Source organism: Gordonia metallireducens (assembly GCF_021245825.1).
Taxonomy (GTDB): Bacteria; Actinomycetota; Actinomycetes; order Mycobacteriales; family Mycobacteriaceae; genus Gordonia; species Gordonia namibiensis.
In genome coordinates this window covers 59,723-76,820 of the sequence record NZ_JAJQJP010000026.1, presented here as the reverse complement: position 1 = coordinate 76,820, position 17,098 = coordinate 59,723, and the positions used below count along the sequence as shown (strand labels likewise).

17 protein-coding genes are annotated in these 17,098 nt (G+C 67.6%); 11 read left to right on the top strand and 6 right to left on the bottom strand.

Features of this window, described 5'->3' with window-relative positions:
* Positions 1–97: 97 nt before the first annotated feature.
* The 5 genes from LQD00_RS09180 to LQD00_RS09160 are packed head-to-tail and all read left to right on the top strand — an operon-like array spanning position 98 to position 5,736.
* Positions 98–1,210 carry a hypothetical protein gene (locus tag LQD00_RS09180; protein WP_232716836.1) on the top strand — a complete coding sequence of 371 codons (1,113 nt, stop codon included), beginning with the start codon at positions 98–100 and terminating at the stop codon, positions 1,208–1,210.
* Positions 1,207–2,442, top strand: a complete 1,236-nt coding sequence (locus tag LQD00_RS09175) for an HpcH/HpaI aldolase/citrate lyase family protein (protein ID WP_232716835.1) — start codon at positions 1,207–1,209, stop codon at positions 2,440–2,442. Before LQD00_RS09180 ends, LQD00_RS09175 begins: the two co-directional genes overlap by 4 nt.
* A complete protein-coding gene (locus LQD00_RS09170; protein WP_232716834.1) occupies positions 2,439–3,752 on the top strand; it encodes a phosphoribosyltransferase family protein in 1,314 nt (437 codons plus the stop codon). The genes LQD00_RS09175 and LQD00_RS09170 overlap by 4 nt, the downstream gene beginning before the upstream one ends.
* Positions 3,749–4,867 carry a cysteine protease StiP family protein gene (locus LQD00_RS09165; protein ID WP_232716833.1) on the top strand — a complete coding sequence of 373 codons (1,119 nt, stop codon included), beginning with the start codon at positions 3,749–3,751 and terminating at the stop codon, positions 4,865–4,867. The genes LQD00_RS09170 and LQD00_RS09165 overlap by 4 nt, the downstream gene beginning before the upstream one ends.
* The gene (locus LQD00_RS09160; protein WP_232716832.1) at positions 4,864–5,736 is read left to right on the top strand and encodes an HAD family hydrolase; all 873 of its coding nucleotides are present in this window, start codon (positions 4,864–4,866) and stop codon (positions 5,734–5,736) included. Before LQD00_RS09165 ends, LQD00_RS09160 begins: the two co-directional genes overlap by 4 nt.
* On the opposite strand, the gene LQD00_RS09155 is transcribed toward LQD00_RS09160, so the two are convergent.
* The gene (locus LQD00_RS09155) at positions 5,681–6,424 is read right to left on the bottom strand and encodes an MSMEG_1198 family transcriptional regulator (protein ID WP_232717095.1); all 744 of its coding nucleotides are present in this window, start codon (positions 6,422–6,424) and stop codon (positions 5,681–5,683) included. The genes LQD00_RS09160 and LQD00_RS09155 overlap by 56 nt on opposite strands.
* 279 nt (positions 6,425–6,703) lie before the next feature.
* Between LQD00_RS09155 and LQD00_RS09150 the strand changes: the two genes are divergently transcribed.
* The 4 genes from LQD00_RS09150 to LQD00_RS09135 all read left to right on the top strand — a co-directional run bounded on the left by LQD00_RS09150 (position 6,704) and on the right by LQD00_RS09135 (position 10,037).
* Positions 6,704–7,390: a helix-turn-helix transcriptional regulator gene (locus LQD00_RS09150; RefSeq protein ID WP_006361074.1), complete on the top strand. Its 687-nt coding sequence runs from the start codon at positions 6,704–6,706 to the stop codon at positions 7,388–7,390.
* Between the two features lie 63 nt (positions 7,391–7,453).
* Positions 7,454–7,972: a hypothetical protein gene (locus LQD00_RS09145; protein ID WP_232716831.1), complete on the top strand. Its 519-nt coding sequence runs from the start codon at positions 7,454–7,456 to the stop codon at positions 7,970–7,972.
* Positions 7,969–8,586, top strand: coding sequence for an SRPBCC family protein (locus LQD00_RS09140; RefSeq protein ID WP_232716830.1), 618 nt, complete (start codon positions 7,969–7,971; stop codon positions 8,584–8,586). The genes LQD00_RS09145 and LQD00_RS09140 overlap by 4 nt, the downstream gene beginning before the upstream one ends.
* A gap of 59 nt (positions 8,587–8,645) precedes the next feature.
* A complete protein-coding gene (locus LQD00_RS09135) occupies positions 8,646–10,037 on the top strand; it encodes an acyl-CoA synthetase (RefSeq protein WP_232716829.1) in 1,392 nt (463 codons plus the stop codon).
* Here LQD00_RS09135 and LQD00_RS09130 read toward each other — a convergent pair.
* The 3 genes from LQD00_RS09130 to LQD00_RS09120 all read right to left on the bottom strand — a co-directional run bounded on the left by LQD00_RS09130 (position 9,987) and on the right by LQD00_RS09120 (position 13,507).
* Positions 9,987–11,015, bottom strand: a complete 1,029-nt coding sequence (locus tag LQD00_RS09130; protein WP_232716828.1) for a type IV toxin-antitoxin system AbiEi family antitoxin domain-containing protein — start codon at positions 11,013–11,015, stop codon at positions 9,987–9,989. The genes LQD00_RS09135 and LQD00_RS09130 overlap by 51 nt on opposite strands.
* Positions 11,016–11,213: 198 nt before the next feature.
* Positions 11,214–12,401 carry an alpha/beta fold hydrolase gene (locus tag LQD00_RS09125; RefSeq protein WP_232716827.1) on the bottom strand — a complete coding sequence of 396 codons (1,188 nt, stop codon included), beginning with the start codon at positions 12,399–12,401 and terminating at the stop codon, positions 11,214–11,216.
* On the bottom strand, positions 12,398–13,507 hold the full coding sequence (locus LQD00_RS09120) for a homogentisate 1,2-dioxygenase (protein ID WP_232716826.1): 1,110 nt from the start codon (positions 13,505–13,507) through the stop codon (positions 12,398–12,400). The genes LQD00_RS09125 and LQD00_RS09120 overlap by 4 nt, the downstream gene beginning before the upstream one ends.
* Positions 13,508–13,709: 202 nt before the next feature.
* On the opposite strand from LQD00_RS09120, the gene LQD00_RS09115 reads away from it, so the two are divergent.
* Both LQD00_RS09115 and LQD00_RS09110 read left to right on the top strand, forming a co-directional pair.
* Positions 13,710–14,324: a TetR/AcrR family transcriptional regulator gene (locus tag LQD00_RS09115; RefSeq protein WP_232716825.1), complete on the top strand. Its 615-nt coding sequence runs from the start codon at positions 13,710–13,712 to the stop codon at positions 14,322–14,324.
* 57 nt (positions 14,325–14,381) lie between these two features.
* Positions 14,382–14,966 (top strand): GNAT family N-acetyltransferase, encoded by a 585-nt coding sequence (locus LQD00_RS09110; protein ID WP_232716824.1) that lies wholly within the window; start codon positions 14,382–14,384, stop codon positions 14,964–14,966.
* Between the two features lie 40 nt (positions 14,967–15,006).
* On the opposite strand, the gene LQD00_RS09105 is transcribed toward LQD00_RS09110, so the two are convergent.
* Together LQD00_RS09105 and LQD00_RS09100 are read right to left on the bottom strand one after the other, a co-directional pair.
* A complete protein-coding gene (locus LQD00_RS09105; protein ID WP_232716823.1) occupies positions 15,007–15,759 on the bottom strand; it encodes a DUF429 domain-containing protein in 753 nt (250 codons plus the stop codon).
* 2 nt (positions 15,760–15,761) lie between these two features.
* Entirely contained in the window at positions 15,762–17,063 is a 1,302-nt protein-coding gene (locus LQD00_RS09100) for a TrpB-like pyridoxal phosphate-dependent enzyme (RefSeq protein ID WP_232716822.1), read from the bottom strand.
* Positions 17,064–17,098: the final 35 nt, after the last annotated feature.

Here is a 17,098-nt window from a genome sequence, read left to right as displayed (position 1 = left end):
TAGCCGATAGCATCGTGTCGTGCCCGGAAACTTCGTACGTCGTTGGTTCGGCAACGATTCACGCACGAATTCCGCCTTACCTGCATCATCGGAACAAATGACAGCGGCCTTCTTGGAGTCCGAAACGGTTCTCGCCGACATCGATCCGGCGGTCGCCGTGGTCGCCGCCACCGACTCTCGCTCCCAGTTGCGCGGTGCCTGGTCGACGATCCGCGATCAGCACGCCCAGGTGACCGCCGACTATCTCCATCTCGTCTCCCCGCCCGAGGGCACGCGCGTCCGACAGAAGGACTACGACCGCACCACCGAGGCCCTCCGGGCGGTCACGGCGTCGATGCGCGGCTTCGCCGAGGCGAACGCCGGTGCACTCCGACGCGCCCGTTCCGCGGTGCAGACCGCGAACGCCCAGGACCACGAGGCGCGCGTCGCCTCGCATCGGGCGATGACGGCCCTGGAGAACGCCGGTCCGGCGATCGGCCGGCTGCAGTCGGTGACCCGGGCCACCGACGAACTCGACCGGGCGTTGAGAGTTTTCGAGCAGAGTTCAGCTCTACACGAGCGGCAGTCGGCGGCTGCGACGGTCATCACGTCGGCACAGCGGCTCGAGAGCCTCCTCCGCGAGGCGCCCGCCTTCGCCGACCGCGCCCGTCAGGTCATCCGGTCGGTGGAAACCCGGCGCAGCGCAATCGCCACTCGGAGTGCACAGGTTCCCGACACGCTCTCGGCGTTGCGCCGGGAGTTCAGCGCGGACTGTTCCACCGACCTGGAGCGCACCGAGGCCATCGTCGACGAGCGTCTCGCCCACGCGGATACGGCGATCTCCTCAGCGCGCGGGATGCTCGCCGATGCCCCCGACCAGGCAATCGACCAGGCCGATGCCGCCCGCGACGATCTGTCCGTCGCGGAGGCCGCCGTCGATGCCGCCCTGGATCGGCTTCGGGTCCTCCGCGAGGTGCGTGCCGACCCCCAGGACGCCGAACGCAGCGTCCGCTTTCGTCTCCGCGACGCCCAGCTCTTCGCGGTCAACCATTCTCTGGTTGACGAATGGGGCTCGGTACTCGATGCTCAGGCCGACCGGATCGAGCGTGCAAAGCGGGACCTCGATCGCGTTCACCCCGACTACTGGGGATATCTGACCCAGCTACGAGCCGTGGACGACCGAATCAGTGAGATCGTTTCCCGGATGAGAGGACAGGTGGCCGCGCGATGACCACGACCGCCAGCCACGACGAGACCTGGCTCGAACCCGGAACAATCCGGCATTTCGATCATTTGGGGCCCGCGACCCGCGAACAGTTGTTCTTCCGGCATCCGGAGCCGATCGATCGCACCTGGCCCGCACAGAGATTGGCGATCGCGCTCGGTGCCACCCTCTACGTGCCCGCCACCCGCCCCGATCTCGCCGAGGTCATCCGCAAGCGGCGGGCCGAGGGCGTGATCTCGATGGTCATCGACCTCGAGGACGCAGTCGCCGATCACGAGGAAGCGGATGCCATCGACCACGCGGTCGCCGCACTGCGCGACATCGCGGAGAACCCCGGCGCGCCTATGCTCCTCTTCGTCCGTCCGCGATCGGCCGACCGCATCCTGCGCATCGCAAGGGCCCTCGTGCCCCCCTCGGCCTCGAACACTCCGTCCGCCCTCACCGGTTTCGTCATCCCGAAGTTCGACTCCGCCAACGCCGAAGGGGCACTTTCCGCCGTGGTTCGGGCGAGCGAGCTGCTGGGACAACACCTTTGGGTCATGCCGGTTCTGGAGTCCGCCGCGGTGGTCCACCGCGAGACACGCGACGACGAACTCACCGCCCTGGCCGCACACCTCAGCGCGCATCGCGCCAACGTCCTCGCGGTTCGTATCGGGGCCACCGACATCTGCGGTTACTTCGGCATCCGTCGCGACCGCGACCTCACGATCTACGACGTCCGGGTGGCCTCCGACGTGATCGCCGGCATCGTCAATCATCTCGGGCGCACCGACGAATCCGGCTTCATCGTGACCGGTCCGGTGTGGGAGTACTTCGCCGATCACGAGCGTATGTTCCAGCCGATGTTGCGGCACACGCCTTTTCGCGAGAACGACGCGGTCTACTTCCGGCAGCAACTGGTCAGCCGGGACATGGACGGCCTGTTGCGCGAGATCTCACTCGACCGCGCCAACGGACTCCACGGCAAGACGGTGATCCATCCGGCCCACGTCGCTGCCGTACACGCGCTGTCCGCGGTGACCCACGAGGAGTATCACGACGCGCTCGACATCCTCGCCGGTGAAGCCGGCGGTGTCCGGGCATCCTCGTACCGGAACAAGATGAACGAGCTGAAACCACATCGCAATTGGGCGCTGCGCGTGATCGACCGGGCCGCCGCTTTCGGCGTGACCCGCCAGGGCATCGGTTTCGTCGATCTCCTGACCGCCCTCGCCGCTCCGGGACCGGCGGCCCGGTGAACGCAGTGAACCACGAGCCGTCCGACCGCGAACCGGACTGGGTCACCACCCGCTTCGGCGTGCAGGTCGCGTCCGAGGGCACCGGGTATGCCGGGCACCATCTGCGCGACCTCGTCGTCCTCGGTCTGCGACATAACAAACGGCGCGCCCACCTACTGGTCTCGACCGTGCTCGGCAAGCACATCCCCACGCCCCCTCACATCGTTCGCGGTGCGGCCGACGACCTCGGGGCGGCGATCATCGAGCAGATCGGCGCCGACGCCGCGCGCAACTCCATCGTGTTCGGTTTCGCCGAGACCGCGACCGGCCTCGGCCACTGTGTCGCCCAGCGGATCTCCGCATCCCGTTACCTGCATTCGACGCGACGCCAGCTGCCCGGCGTGGTCGTGTCGGGGACCTTCGAAGAGGGTCATTCCCACGCCACGACCCACCTGCTGCAACCGAGCGATCCGGGCTTCCTCGACGCTGCCGCACCGGACGAGACGCTGATCCTCGTCGACGACGAGATCTCCACCGGCACCACGGCACTGGGCGCGATCGAGACGATCGTCGCGACGCGTCCGCGCACACGGTTCGTCGTCGCCTCGCTCGTCGACATGCGCAGCCCCGACCAGCGGGCCGAATGCGCGAAGGCGGCCGCCGACCTCGGCGTGGAGGTCTCCTACGTCGCACTGGCTCACGGCTCGGTCACGCTGCCATCCACTCTGCTCGACGACGTGTGGGGTCTGACATCAGGCACGCTCAATCCCGTTGCGCGCAAACGCACGGACGTCACCACGCTCGACCTCGACTGGCCGGTGGGGACACCCGACGGTGGCCGTCACGGTTTCGAACGATCCGATGCGGGGCCGTTCCGAGAGGCAACCGAAGCCGCCGCCGCAACCATCGCTGAGCGTCTCGATGCGCACCGGCCGGTCGTCGTGGTCGGACACGAGGAGCTGATGTACGCGCCGCTGTGCATCGCCGAGCGCCTCGAGCAGCGCGGCTTCGTCACCGGTTACCAGACGACCACCCGGTCGCCTGCACAGGTCCACGACGTGCCCGGTTACCCGCTGCGGCGGGGATTCCGTTTCCTCGCACCCGAATCCGATCCCGAGACACCGCGCTACATCTACAACGTCTCGTCGGACGCCCTGCCCGATCCGCAAGTCGTCGTCGTGGTCGACACCCCGGCAGACACTCCCGATCTGCGCGCCCCCGGCGGCCTCCTGGACGTCCTCACCGCCGCCGGCCATCCCGTCACACTGGCGATCCTCCCGGCAACCGACCAGGCGGAACTCCGCGCATCACGACAGGCGGTCAACCCGTGACGTCCACACCTCCGCTCCGCGGTCCCGACTTCGGCTCCTATGCACCCGACGAGGTGACGTGGCTGCTCAAGGATCTCTCCGACATCGCACTCGAGGGCGACCTGCACGAGCGGGAACGCCGAATCCAGTCGGGCAAGGCGCACTACGCCGAGTCCCTGCCGATCGAGTACCAACCGGGTCGCGAATATCAGGACCTCTTCCATGCGACGCTGGAGTCGTCGGCGCAACGACTCGCCGTGGCGGTCGGCGTCGTCTCCGAACTGATTCTCGCCGAACGGAGTTCATCCCCGACGCTCGTGTCGCTCGCGCGAGCCGGGACACCCGTCGGAATCCTGATCCGCCGCTGGATCCAGTCCGTCCACGGTATCGAGCCCCCGCATTACACGATCTCCATCGTGCGCGACCGCGGGATCGACAAGGCCGCACTGGATTACATCGTCGAACGTCACCCCGCCGAATCGGTCGTCTTCGTCGACGGCTGGACCGGCAAGGGTGCGATCCAGCGCGAACTCACCGCGGCGCTGGCCGACTACGCACAGCTGCCCGATCGCCCGGCCCTGCACGACGAGCTGGCGGTACTCGCCGACCCCGGGTCCTGCACCACCCTGTTCGGCACACGCGACGACTTCCTCATCGCGTCGGCATGCCTGAACTCCACCGTGTCAGGACTGGTGTCGCGTACGGTCCTCAACGCCGACCACATCGGGCCGGGAGAGTTCCACGGCGCCAAGTTCTATCGACATCTGGCCGAGTTCGACGTCTCCGGCCGGCTTCTCGACGCGGTGAGCGCCGAGTTCCCCGCCGTCGCCGACCGCGTCGCCGCCACGCTCGCCGCCCTGTCCCCGGAGGAACGGACACCGACCTGGTCGGGCTGGCGTTCGGTCGAGCAGATCCAGCTCGACTACGGACTGTCGTCGATCAACCTGGTCAAGCCCGGCGTCGGCGAGACGACCCGGGTGCTGCTGCGACGGGTGCCGTGGCGGGTCCTGGTCCGGGCCGACAACCTGCCCGAACACCGCCACATCCGGTTGCTCGCCGCCGAACGCGGAGTGCCGGTGGAAATCTCGCCCGGTCTTGCCTACTCGTGTGTCGGATTGATCAAGGAGGACGCGTGAGCGTTCTGGTCGCCACCGACCTCGACCGGACGATGATCTACTCGCGGCCGGCGATGGGCGAGGCACAGTTCGCGACCCTCGACACCGTCTGCGTCGAGATCTACCGCGACGCCCCGCTGTCGTACATGACGACGACCGCCGTCGAACTCCTCTCCCGCCTCGCCGACCGGGTGCCGGTGATCCCGACGACGACCCGGACGCCCGCGCAGTACGAGCGAATCGCGCTGCCCGGCGGGCCGTTTCGGTATGCCGTGGCGAGCAACGGCGGGCGGATTATCGTCGACGGAACCGACGACCCGGAATGGCGTCACCGGGTCGAGCGTGCAGTCGCCGATTCCGGTGCAGCACTCGACGAGGTACTGACCGAACTCCGAACCCGCGTCGACGATTCCTGGGTGAAGTCGCTGCGCGTCGCCGACGACCTGTTCTGCTACCTCGTCGTCGAACCGGCGGCCCAGCCGAGAGAATTCCTGACTGCCTGGCAGGACTGGTGCGCGGCGCACGGGTGGACGGCTTCGCAACAGGGTCGCAAGATCTACGCGACGCCCCGGTCGGTCACCAAGTCCGCGGCGATCGCCGAGGTGCGCCGGCGCCTTGTCGACGACGGCGCGATCGCAACGGACGCGGAGCTGTACGCGGCCGGGGACGGGTGGCTCGACGCCGACCTTCTCGAGTTCGCCGACCACGCGATCCGGCCGCGCCACGGCGAACTCGAGCTGCTCGAGTGGACGACGCCCGGGCTCACCGTCACCACCGAAACCGGCGCTCTCGCCGGTGTGGAGATCCTCGAGTGGTTCCACGACCGTTGTTCGGTCAAACCGGCATCGGACCCAGCACGTCCGAGTGTCCGTGCCGGCGGCACCAGCTGATCAGGTACCGCGCGTGCAGACCGCACCACCGGTAGACAGCCGCCTGCGTCATCGGTGAGGACGGCGGTTCCTCGCCGCGCTCACAGATGATCGGACCGAGGTAGTGACTCGTCACCTTGTTGGCCGTGTTGGGTGAGACCTTGGCCGCGCGGGCCAGGCTCGCACCATCGGACGCGTTGCCGGAGGCGATCGCGCCCGCCAGACGTCCCGCGGTATGACCCCGCTGCCCCGTGAACAACTCGTACAAAGGCCTCCTGCGCGAGGGCCGCGGTTTCTCCCCGAGACCCTGACCGAGCGCCACCGCGCGCACCGCACTCATGAGCGTCGCGAATCCGTCGGACTTGGCGATGACGCCGGCGACCTCGTCGCGCAAGCGCGCCTCATCGAGATGATCGAACTCGAGTCCGTGCCCCTGGGTCGCGAGGATGACCGGCGCCTGACGATCGTGTTTGTCGAGGGCGTCGATGGCGTCGAGGCCGTCGAAGCGCCATTCCAAGTCGGGACGGTTCCAGATGAGGTCCGCGATCACGACGTCGAACCGGACGTGGCCGGCAACCGAGCGGGTGAACTCGTCATCGCTCGTAGCCACCGTGACGACGGCGTGCTCGAGCGCGCCTTGGAGAGGGCCGGCGACGACGTGGCCGAGCGGGGAGGCAACCAGCACGCGCAGACGGTTCGGCACGTGCATGATTTTGCCCGATACCGACCATTCGTGCGTGATCACGCATTGATTGGAGTCATTCGAGCCAATTATGACTCGATTACTTATCAATCAAGCCGTAAAGGCCATGACTTATCGACAAATGTTCGTAACTCTAGAGAAGTAGACGTTGAGAGCAGTTCATCTCTCCGCCTGCCAACCGATCGCGAGCAAGGTCGATCACGGCTCCCATCATGCCGCCGGGTCGAGAGAATCGGCGGCACGCGGGGCCGGCAGCAGGATTCTGTCTACAGAAGGACGGTACCGATGTCAGCCCCTCTGGATGAACTTCACCGCCAGCACGAGACAAACCCGCAGCCCAACGTGTCCCGACTCAATTCGGTCGGCCGGACCGTCCCGCAATCCGCCGGGTCGCAGCCCCACTCCCATCTGAGACGCCTCGCCGTCGTGGTCGCCGAAGGCGATCTGTTCGACGCCGCACTGGTGGCCCTCATCGAGGGGGCCGGCTACGGCGCCACCCTGGTCGAGCCTGGGCAGATTCCCTCCCTGCGCAATCCCGCCGTCCTCCTGGTCAGGTCGCCCGGCTCGCTCGCTAAGGTCCGGCGTGCGTCGATGCTGCGCAATGTGCGCGTCGTCTTCCTCGGCGACGGGATCGCCTCCCGCGACCACATCCGCATCTCACCCCGTTCGCCGGGCGCCGAATCCGCATTGCGTCAGGCCCTTGCCGCGATCGTCGGCCCGCCCGATCAGCAGTCGACTCCGCACGCGCCCGCCGACCGCGTGCGGGTGACCGAACGCGAGCGCGAGATCCTGCAGACCTACACCCTCGGCGCCACACTCCGCGAGACTTCGCAGGCACACCAGATCGCGGAGAGCACGGTCCGCGAGCACTACCGCCGCGTCGTGCGTCGATACGAGGAAGCCGGCCGGCCCATCGGCAACAAGGCCCAGCTCCTCCTCGAGTTCATGGCCGACGGCTGGGTTCGCCCCTGAGAATGTCCTGGTCAGGGACCTAGTACTCACGACGCCGCGTTGTCGGGCGCGCAGACTGGACGTATGAGGTCGACACCGGGCCTCCGCCGCCCACTCACCCTGGCTGCCCGATACCGACGTACCTGGGCCGCAGCACTGTTGGCTGTCGTCGAGATGCTCGTCGCCTATCAGGCGGTCGACGGTGGTCTGGCGCTCGCCGACGACCGGTGGCAGATGCCTAGGGAGTGGCTGCACAACACACCGTTCGACACCTGGACCGGCCCCGGCCTCGTCCTCGTCGCGGCGATCGGCGTGCCACATGCGCTCGCCGCAGTGGCCATCGTCCTCCTGCCGGCCGACGCCCGGATCGGCATCCTCGGGGGTCTGTTGAGTGGCGCGTCGTTGGTGGCCTGGATCGGCATCCAGATCGCGCTGCTCCAAGTCTTCTTCTTCCTGCAACCGGTCATCGTCGTCGTCGGGATCGTCGAGATCTCTCTGGCCGTCCTGTGGCGGCGCGCGCTGGCGCGTCATCCGCCACCTCCACCCGACGCCCCCTATCCGACTCGCCCGCTGACCGCCGCGTCGAACCGGGATCGGAAATGAGGAGGAGCGGTCCGATCATCGCCGGTGTGCTGGCCGCTGCCGCCGGCTGCGTCGCGTACCAGGTCTGGGTTCGGCCGTGGGTGATGACCTGGGGAGCGACGACCGAGGAGGTCACCGCAGCACTCCCGGGCGACGAGCTGCTGCCCGACGCCGACGGGGTGGCCACACGGGCGATCACGATCGACGCACCGCCCGAGGCGATCTATCCGTGGCTGGCCCAGATGGGCCCGTCCCCGCGGGGCGGGGCGTACACCTACGACTGGATCGAGAACCTGCTCGGGCTCGACATGCACAGCACCGACCGGGTGCTCGAGGAGTTCGCGCATCCGACCGTCGGCGAGACCATCGGCGTCGGGCCCGAGGCCTCCCGCATCGAGATCGCCGACCCCGACCACGCCTTCGTCACCCGGACCCCCGACGGTGACTGGGTGTGGTCGTTCACGCTGATCCCGGACGGCGACTCGACGCGCCTGATCAGCCGGAACCGGTTCCGGCTGCCCGGGCTGGGCAAGAAGCTGGCGATGATCCCGATGGAACCCGGGTCGCTGATCATGGAACGCAAGATGCTCCACGGGATCAAGGAGCGGGCCGAGGCTCTCGCACACGCCCGATGACACGACGTAGGTCACGTCGGGTCCACGGCACGACGCGGCGATCGTGGCACAGTGAGAGAGTGCTCCTGCCGACCTTGACCCCCACTGCCCCGGACGATCCCGAAGTCATCCGGATAGGCGAGGATCGTCTGTCGCGGGAGGACCTGGTCGGTGCCGCCACCGCTGTGGCGGAACGGATCGCCGGTGCGCGCACCGTCGCGGTCCTGGCGCAGCCGACGGTCGAGACCGTTCTCGCGGTGGTCGGTGGTCTGATCGCCGGCGTGCCGGTGGTCCCGGTGCCGCCCGACTCCGGTCCGCGCGAATTCGCCCACACCCTGGCCGATTCCGGCGCGCAGGCCTGGCTGGGACAAGGACCCGCGGACTCTACGCTGCCGGTGGTCCCGGTTCGTCGCTACGCGAAGTCATGGCATCGGCACCCCGAACCCCACGCCGATTCGACCGCGCTGATCCTCTACACCTCCGGCACCACCGGCCTCCCGAAAGGCGTGCCGATCACCCGTCAGGCCATTGCCGAGGGGCTCGACGCACTCGCCGACGCCTGGCTGTGGACCGCCGATGACACACTCGCGCACGGCCTTCCGCTCTTCCACGTCCACGGGCTCATCCTCGGCGTCCTCGGGCCGCTCCGCCGAGGCGGCCGGTTGATCCACACCGAGAAGCCGACCGCGGCGGGATATGCCTCCGCCGCCGAAGCCGGTGCGTCGATGTTCTTCGGGGTCCCCACCGTGTGGAGTCGCGTCGGCGCCGATCCCGAAGCCGCCCGAACGCACTCCAGCGCACGCATTCTCGTGTCCGGCAGTGCCCCACTGCCGGTTCCCGTCTTCGACCGTGTCCGCGAACTCACCGGTCACGAGATCGTCGAACGTTACGGCATGACCGAAACCCTGATCACCGTCAGCACCCGGGTCGACGGCGAGCGTCGCCCGGGCTGGGTCGGACTTCCCCTCGCGGGAGTCGAGACTCGCCTTCGCGAGGGCGACGCCGACGTGCCCCACGACGGCGAATCCGTCGGCGACCTCCACGTCCGCGGACCGATGATGGCGTCGGGCTACCTCAACCGACCCGACGCGACCGCCGAATCCTGGCTCGACGACGGCTTCTTCGCCACCGGCGACGTCGCCGTCATCGACCCGGACGGCATGCACCGCATCGTCGGACGCCGGTCCACCGACCTCATCAAGTCCGGCGGCTTCCGCATCGGCGCCGGGGAGATCGAGACCGTGCTCCTCGCGCACCCGGCCGTACGTGAAACCGCGGTGATCGGCGTCCCCGACGACTACCTCGGCCAGCGCATAGTCGCGTATGTGGTGGCCGACGAGGTCGACGACACCGAGCTCATCGAGTTCGTCGCCGGCGAACTGTCGAACCACAAACGCCCCCGTGAGATCCGGTTCGTCGACTCACTCCCTCGCAACGCCATGGGCAAGGTGCAGAAGAAGCTGCTCGGCTGAGGGCTTGCGGGTCATGCCCGGCGGCCCGCACCGAAAAGCGCCCCTGGAAAGCACCCTCGGTGGCGGTGCCGGCGGCGACATAGTGTCGTCGGGCGGGCTGTGGAGGGTGGAGATCAGGGGTCGATTTCGGGGGCGGTTTCCGGCGGCGGCGCGGTTGCGGTGGTACCCCTTCCGGACCCCGGCCGCGATGTCGGCGTACGTGGCCTCCCAGTGGCTGAACACCTGCGCGTAGGTGAGTCGCATCGGTAGATAGCCCAGCGGGATGAGCTTGCGGGACCTGACGCGGTCGCTTTCGTAGTCCTCCTCGCCGGTGTGGTGGGCCCGGCTGTCGAGTTCGATCGCGAGCCGCTCACCGACGAGCAGGTCGATCCAACCCACCCCGGGCACGTGATGCTGCACCTCGACGCGTAGCCCGGCACTCCTCAGCCTCAGGCGTGCCGCAGTCTCGGTTCCCGACGCCGCTAGCCGGTTGCACCTCCCTATTGCGTTCTTGATCGCGAGTGGGGCGAGTCGGAACTCGGAACGGAGATCGTCGTGGGTCAGCTTGCCGTGATGTAGTGCGGAGTCACACAGGATGACGAAGCCCTCCTCGTCGAAGCACCGTGCGGCGTACTGCAGAGCGGTCGCGACATCGTCGACGGCGGCCAGAGCCGGAGTCGGGCGGCCGTGGCATCGGCAACGGTCGGGGGACCGACGTCGTTCGTACCGCGTCACGCGCGCATGGGACTCGACGGGATGGTCGGGAATCCACAATCCGTGGCGGAGCAGCGCACTCGCGCACGACACGATGGCGTGGTCGGCCACCGCCGCAACCACGTCGGGGTCGGCATCGGGAACCCGAAACCATCCGTGCCGAATCCGTTGGATCGCACCGGTTTCGACGGCGCGTCGAATATCCGGCGTGGTCTCTCCGGATTCGAGCAGCTGGCGGGTCGACACCACACCCCCGAAGCGCTCGATGAGCTGGTCGTAGTCCATCGCTTCAGTGTCAGGTGCTGGGGACTCGATCGAGCGTGGCGTCCCGGGGCTGTGGATAACTCCGCTGGAAACCGCCCCTGGAATAGACCTTCCACAACCGACTCGATGACACTATGTCGCCGGCGGCGCTACGGAGGGCGCATTCCGGGGGCGGAACTCAGGGGCGCATTTCAGGGCGGATCTCAGAGAACCCGGTGATCAGTTGGCCCAACCCCGCTCACCCATCCAGCCCGTGATGATGCCGACCGCCTCCTTGAGGTGCGGGATCTGTTCGCGCCCCGAATAGTAGTGCGTCGCACCGGTAATGGTGTGCAGCGTCTTGTCGGGGTGTCCGACGGCGTCGAACAGTCGGTGGGTGTGACTGGGCGTGCACGCGTTGTCGGCCGAGTTGCCGATGACGAGGGTCGGGACCTCGAGATCGGCGGCGCAGCGCGGACCGTCGCCGTGGGCGTCGTCATAACTCCACTGCGACAACCAGCTTCGCAGCGTCGTGAAGCGCGCCAGGCCGACCGGACCCATGTTGACGATGCGCGGATCACCCAGGTAGCAGCCCAGTTTGCGGTCGCTCGGGTCGACGGACAGGTCCAGCCACCGGGGGTCGGCCATGGTGCCGTGGACGATGAAACCGCGTTCCATCAGCGGCTCGCCACGGCCGCGAAGGTCGGCGAGTTGTTCCTTCACCCACGCGGTGATCCGGCGGTTGCGGTCGATCTGCGCTGCTCGGTACCGCTCCAGGAACTCCGCGGTGTACGGCGGCTGGTTCGGGTTGGCCGGGTTGTAGAGATCGAGCTCGGGATCGCGCTTCTCCGGGTCGGTTTCGTCGAGGATCGAGGGGTCCATCCACTCGGTCAGCGTCCCGTGCCGCGACACGTGGGCGGCGAGGAGCATCATGCCGTCCGCGGCCGGGAGGTCGAGCCGGGTGAGGTCTGGCGGTTCGCCCGCCGGGGTCTCGGTGACCGTCGCATGCTGGGCCTGCTGCTGGTAGTACAGCGACAGCGCACCGCCACCACTCCAGCCGGCCAGGATCACCTTCTCGTAGCCGAGGCGCTCCTTGGCGTCCTTCACGCAGGCGCCGAGATCCTGGACGACCTTCTCCATGATCAGCGCACTGTCGACGCCGCGATACCGGCTGTTGCAGTAGATGACGTGATGCCCGGCGCGGGCCAGCGCGTTGGTCATCGGCAGGTAGGCACCACCGCCGATCGGGTGCATGAAGATGATGACGTTCTTCGACGGCACGCCGACCGGCTTGAGGAGGTAGCTCTCCAGGACGACGCTCTCGGTGACACCGCCATAGGTGTCTTTGTACGCCGACGTGTCGTCGAAGACGACGAGGTAGGGAATGCGCTCGTATTCGTGGCGCGGCAACGTGTTCGGCGACGTCATACCTGTGCCTCTTCCTGGACCTCGGCCTGCGCCGACTCGGTCATGACGGGGGTCGCGATGAGACGACGACGCGTGTCGATCGCGATGACCTTCCACTCCACGCGGTCGAACTCGTCGAACTTGCGGCGCGACCGCTCGCGGGCACGTTCGGGGATGCCGTGGTGGATGCCCTGCGGCGCATGCGAGACGAATCCCGGCGGCATGCCGGCGCCGAACAGGCTGCCGCCGTGGAAGAACGCGATCTCGTCGAAGTCGGTGTTGCGGTGGTACCAGGGCAGTCGCTCGGCACCCTTGCGGGCCTCGGCCGGCCGCGGCAGGAAGTTCATCACGTACACGCCGGTGGCCTGCATGAAGAGGTGCACCGTCGGCGGCAGGTGCACCGACTCCGAGGTGATGACGTCGTAGTCCTCGATGTTGAAGGTGAATGGAAACAGATCCCCGCGCCAGCCCTCGACGTCGAGCGGGTGGAAGGGATAGAACAGCGTGGTCTGTCCCTCGCGCTGACGGAAGCGGACCTCGTACTCCTCGCGTCCGTCACCCTCGAAGACCTCGGCTTCCGGAACGGCGACCAGCGACGAATCGAACGGGAAGAACCGTCCGAGAACGCCCGGCTCCGGGACCCGGTACTCGTCGACCGCCTCGATGATCAGCAGCAGCGACTGGTCGTCGGGGATCTGGCGGTACGTGCACCCCTTGGGGATGTACACGTAATCCCCCGGGCGGTAGGGCAACCGGCCGAACTCGGTCTCGAAGTAGCCGGTGCCCTCGTGGACGAAGACCAGTTCGTCGCCGTCGACCGGACGGAACCAGAACGGTGCGGCCTCGCCGCGGCGACTCAGCGAGATGCGGCAGTCGTCGTTGTAGAACATCAGCAGCGGCTCACCCGACGGGTCGATCTGATCGGTCGGGGTCAGCTCGGTGACGAAGCGGTCGACGCCGGTGTGGGTTCCGACCGCGCGGAACTGGGTCGGGTCATTGCGCCGGTAGAGGTGTGCCGTGCGGCCGGTGAACCCGTACCGCCCGAGCTCGTCGTCCTTGAGATCCTCGACGTCGCGGTGGACCTGTCGCGGCGTGCGACCTTTCCGGTGCTGGATGAACGATTCCACTGGCTGACTCCTGTGTGAGTGTTCGTGAGAGACGAGCAGGCGCGATCGGTTACGCGGGAACACCGGTGGTTCCCGTTCGACTTTTCTGATGCTAGATTCAGGTTCAGAATATGACAAGGACCACACCATTCGACCGGACCTTCTCCGACCAATGTGAACGCGTGGTTCGATATATCGATCAGTCCCCGGAAGGAGTGCTCGGGTGCCGCCGACGAACAAGGGACGTCAGACCGAGGCCGCGTTTCTCGACGCGGCACGCCGGTGCTTCGCCGACAAGGGCTACCTGAACACCAAGATCTCCGACATCGCGGAGGCCGCGGGACGCTCCACCGGCTCGTTCTACAACTACTACGACAACAAAGATCAGCTCCTCGAAGCGCTACTCGACCAGTTCAGCGACGAGGTGGTCGAGGGGTCCCTCGCAACACGCCACAGCGATCCCGAAGCCGGAGTGCGCGCCGCGGTCACCGCCTACTGGACCACCTACAAGAAGTACCTGCCCGAGATCATCGGCCTGTTCCAGATGTCCATGCTCGACGACGAGTTCCGGGACCGCTGGCACGCCAACCGGGCGTCGGGGATCAAACAGGTTCTGGCGGGATTGCGCAGCGCGGAACGCGCCGGGTACGAAGTCGGCCTCCCCCTCGAACCGCTCGCGTCGGCGTTGGTGAACACGCTCGAATCCTCCTGCTGGTCTTGGCTCGCCGTCCGCGGAGGCGTGGTCGGGTCGATCCCCGACGACGACACCGCCATCGACATCCTCACCACCATCTGGTTCCGCACGGTCTACCGGTCGGTTCCCCGCATCCAGCGCTGATCGCGGACACGATCTGGCCCTTGCGCCAGGTCCGCGCCGGTTGTGATGCTGGGACGCATGACGATCGACGTCCGGCCCGCGACGAACTTCGCCGACATGGCGACGATCCTCGGCCCCAAGAAGCCGACCTCCAACGTGTGCTGGTGCCTCAGCTACCGCATCCCGAGCAAGCAGAATCAGGCACTGGTCCGCGAGCAGCGCGGCGAGTACGTGAAGGAGTTGTGCGACAGCGGGATTCCGCTCGGAGTCCTGGCCTACGAGACCACGAACGACGGCGACGACGTGGTCGGCTGGGCTGCCGTGTCACCGCGCGCGGACACGACCTTCGCAACCAATCGCAAGATCCCGCACGTCGACGATCTCCCCGTGTGGTCGGTCTGGTGCATCCGGGTCCGACCCGGCCACCGCAAGCAGGGGATCTCACATGCGCTCCTCGACGGCGCGGTCGAGTTCGCGAGGTCCAACGGGGCGCCGGCCATCGAGGGGTACCCAGTCGACAACCGTGGCGAGAAAGTCGATCTCACCATGGCGTACGTCGGCACCCGCGGACTGTTCGAGAAGGCGGGCTTCACCAAGGCCGCCGACACGACCTCGGTACTGAACGGGTTCCCACGGGTGGTGATGCGGAAGTCGTTGAGGTGAGGGTGGTTTCGATACGGCTCGTCGCAGGCTCCTCACCTACTCAACCAGCGACGGGGCCGAGTTCGTGCAGCTCGCAGTCGGGGACGTGGATCCAGCCCTCCCGCACCGCGACTGACCGGTCACCCTCGGAGGGCAGCGTCGTGCGTCCCAACTCCGCGGCACGGGCGATCAGCGCGGTGATGACGGCATCGAAGGCGTCGTCGTCGCTGCGCATCCGGCCGACCCGGTCGCCGAGGACCAGCCACGGCGCCGCGGCCTGGAGCGCTTCGACGAGCTCGGAAAGTACAGCTCGATTGGTGGCGCGCTTGTAGCCACGTGAGGTGAGGCCCCAGTGTTTCAGTGCTCCGGCGGGATAGGCCTCGACGGCCCAACCGTCGACGCGGTCGTCGACGCCCAGGTCGCCGAGGAGACCCGCGCAGCGAAAGGCGACGTGGGCGATCTGATCGGCCGACACACTGAGCGGTCGGCCGAGGCCGGACTCGGCGATCCACACGTCGGTACGACGCAGCGCCAGCGGACGTCGATTCGCGATGTCGTCGAGCCGACGACCAGGGCTCAGGCCGTCACGATGATGTGCGACTACGAAATCCACGAAGTCGTCGGGCCAGCCAAAGGGTGAGTCGATGCCGATGCGCGTCGCACCGTCGGCGAGGGATCGGATCTCGGCGTCGTCGGCTCCGACAACGAGGTCCGCCAACTCGGCCCGGTCGTCGAACCAGTCGACGACCGCGACCGCGGTCTTGACCGGCGATGCGGACAGGTCGACACCGACTGTCCGCATCGCCGGGGTCATGCTCAGAAGTTGCCGTCGAGGAACTCTGCGTAGGCGGGCAGATCGAGCTGGCCGTGCCCCGACAGCCCGATGACCACGACCTGCTCCTTGTCACTGTCGGCGACGGCCGCGGCACACGCGGCGATGGCGTGCGTCGACTCCGGAGCGGGGACGATGCCCTGCGTGCGAGCAAACTGCACGCCCGCGGCGAACGCGTCATGCTGGCTGATGGCCACACCCTCGACGAGCCCGAGTTCGACGGTGTGGCTCAGCGCCGGCGCCATGCCGTGGTAGCGCAGGCCACCGGCGTGGATCGGGTCCGGAACGAAATCCATTCCCAGCGTGTGCATCTTGAGCAGCGGGGTGAGACCGGCGACGTCACCGTGGTCGTAGCGGTACTCGCCCTGGGTGATCGATGGGCAGGCGGCCGGTTCGGCGGCGACCACGCGCGGGTCGGACCGGCCGTGCAGCTTCTCCCGCAGGAACGGAAACGAGAGCCCGGCAAGGTTCGAACCGCCACCGGCGCAGCCGAAGACGATGTCGGCACCGCCGGGTTCGACGGCGTTGAGCTGGTCGACGGCCTCCTGGCCGATGACGCTCTGGTGCAGCACCACATGGTTGAGCACGCTGCCCAGGGCGTAGCGGGTGTCGGCGTTCGAAGCGGCCACCTCGACGGCCTCGCTGACGGCCATTCCTAGGCTGCCGGTGGTGTCCGGGTCCTTGGCGAGCATGGCCCGGCCCGACTCGGTGAGGTCCGAGGGGCTCGGGTGGATGGTGCCGCCGTAGGTGCGGATCAGGAAGCCGCGGTATGGCTTCGAGCTGTACGAGGCGCGGACCTGCCAGACCTCGACGTCGATCCCGAACTGCGCACCGGCGAAGGCGAGCGCGCTGCCCCACTGGCCCGCGCCGGTCTCGGTCGTCAGCTTGGTGACGCCGTCGATGCTGTTGTAATAGGCCTGCGCGACAGCGGAGTTGGTCTTGTGGCTGCCGACCGGGCTGACGCCCTCGTACTTGACGTAGATGCGCGCGTTGGTGTTGAGCGCCTCCTCGAAGCGGCGGGCACGGATCAGCGGCGACGGTCGCCACATCTTGTAGATCTCGCGGACCGGTTCGGGGATCTCGATGTAGGTCTCGCTGGAGACCTCCTGCGCGATGAGCCCGCTGGGGAACAGGGCGGCGAGGTCCTCCGGGCCGACGGGTTCCTTGGTGCCGGGGTGCAGGTGCGGGGGAATCGGTGTCTCGAGCTCGGCGGCGAGGTTGTACCAATGCGTCGGCACACCGACCGTCACCAGATCGGGATTGGTGGCGTCTACTTGCGTCGTCATGGGTTGACACTCTAGTGCGCAAGGGTCGCGGCGTA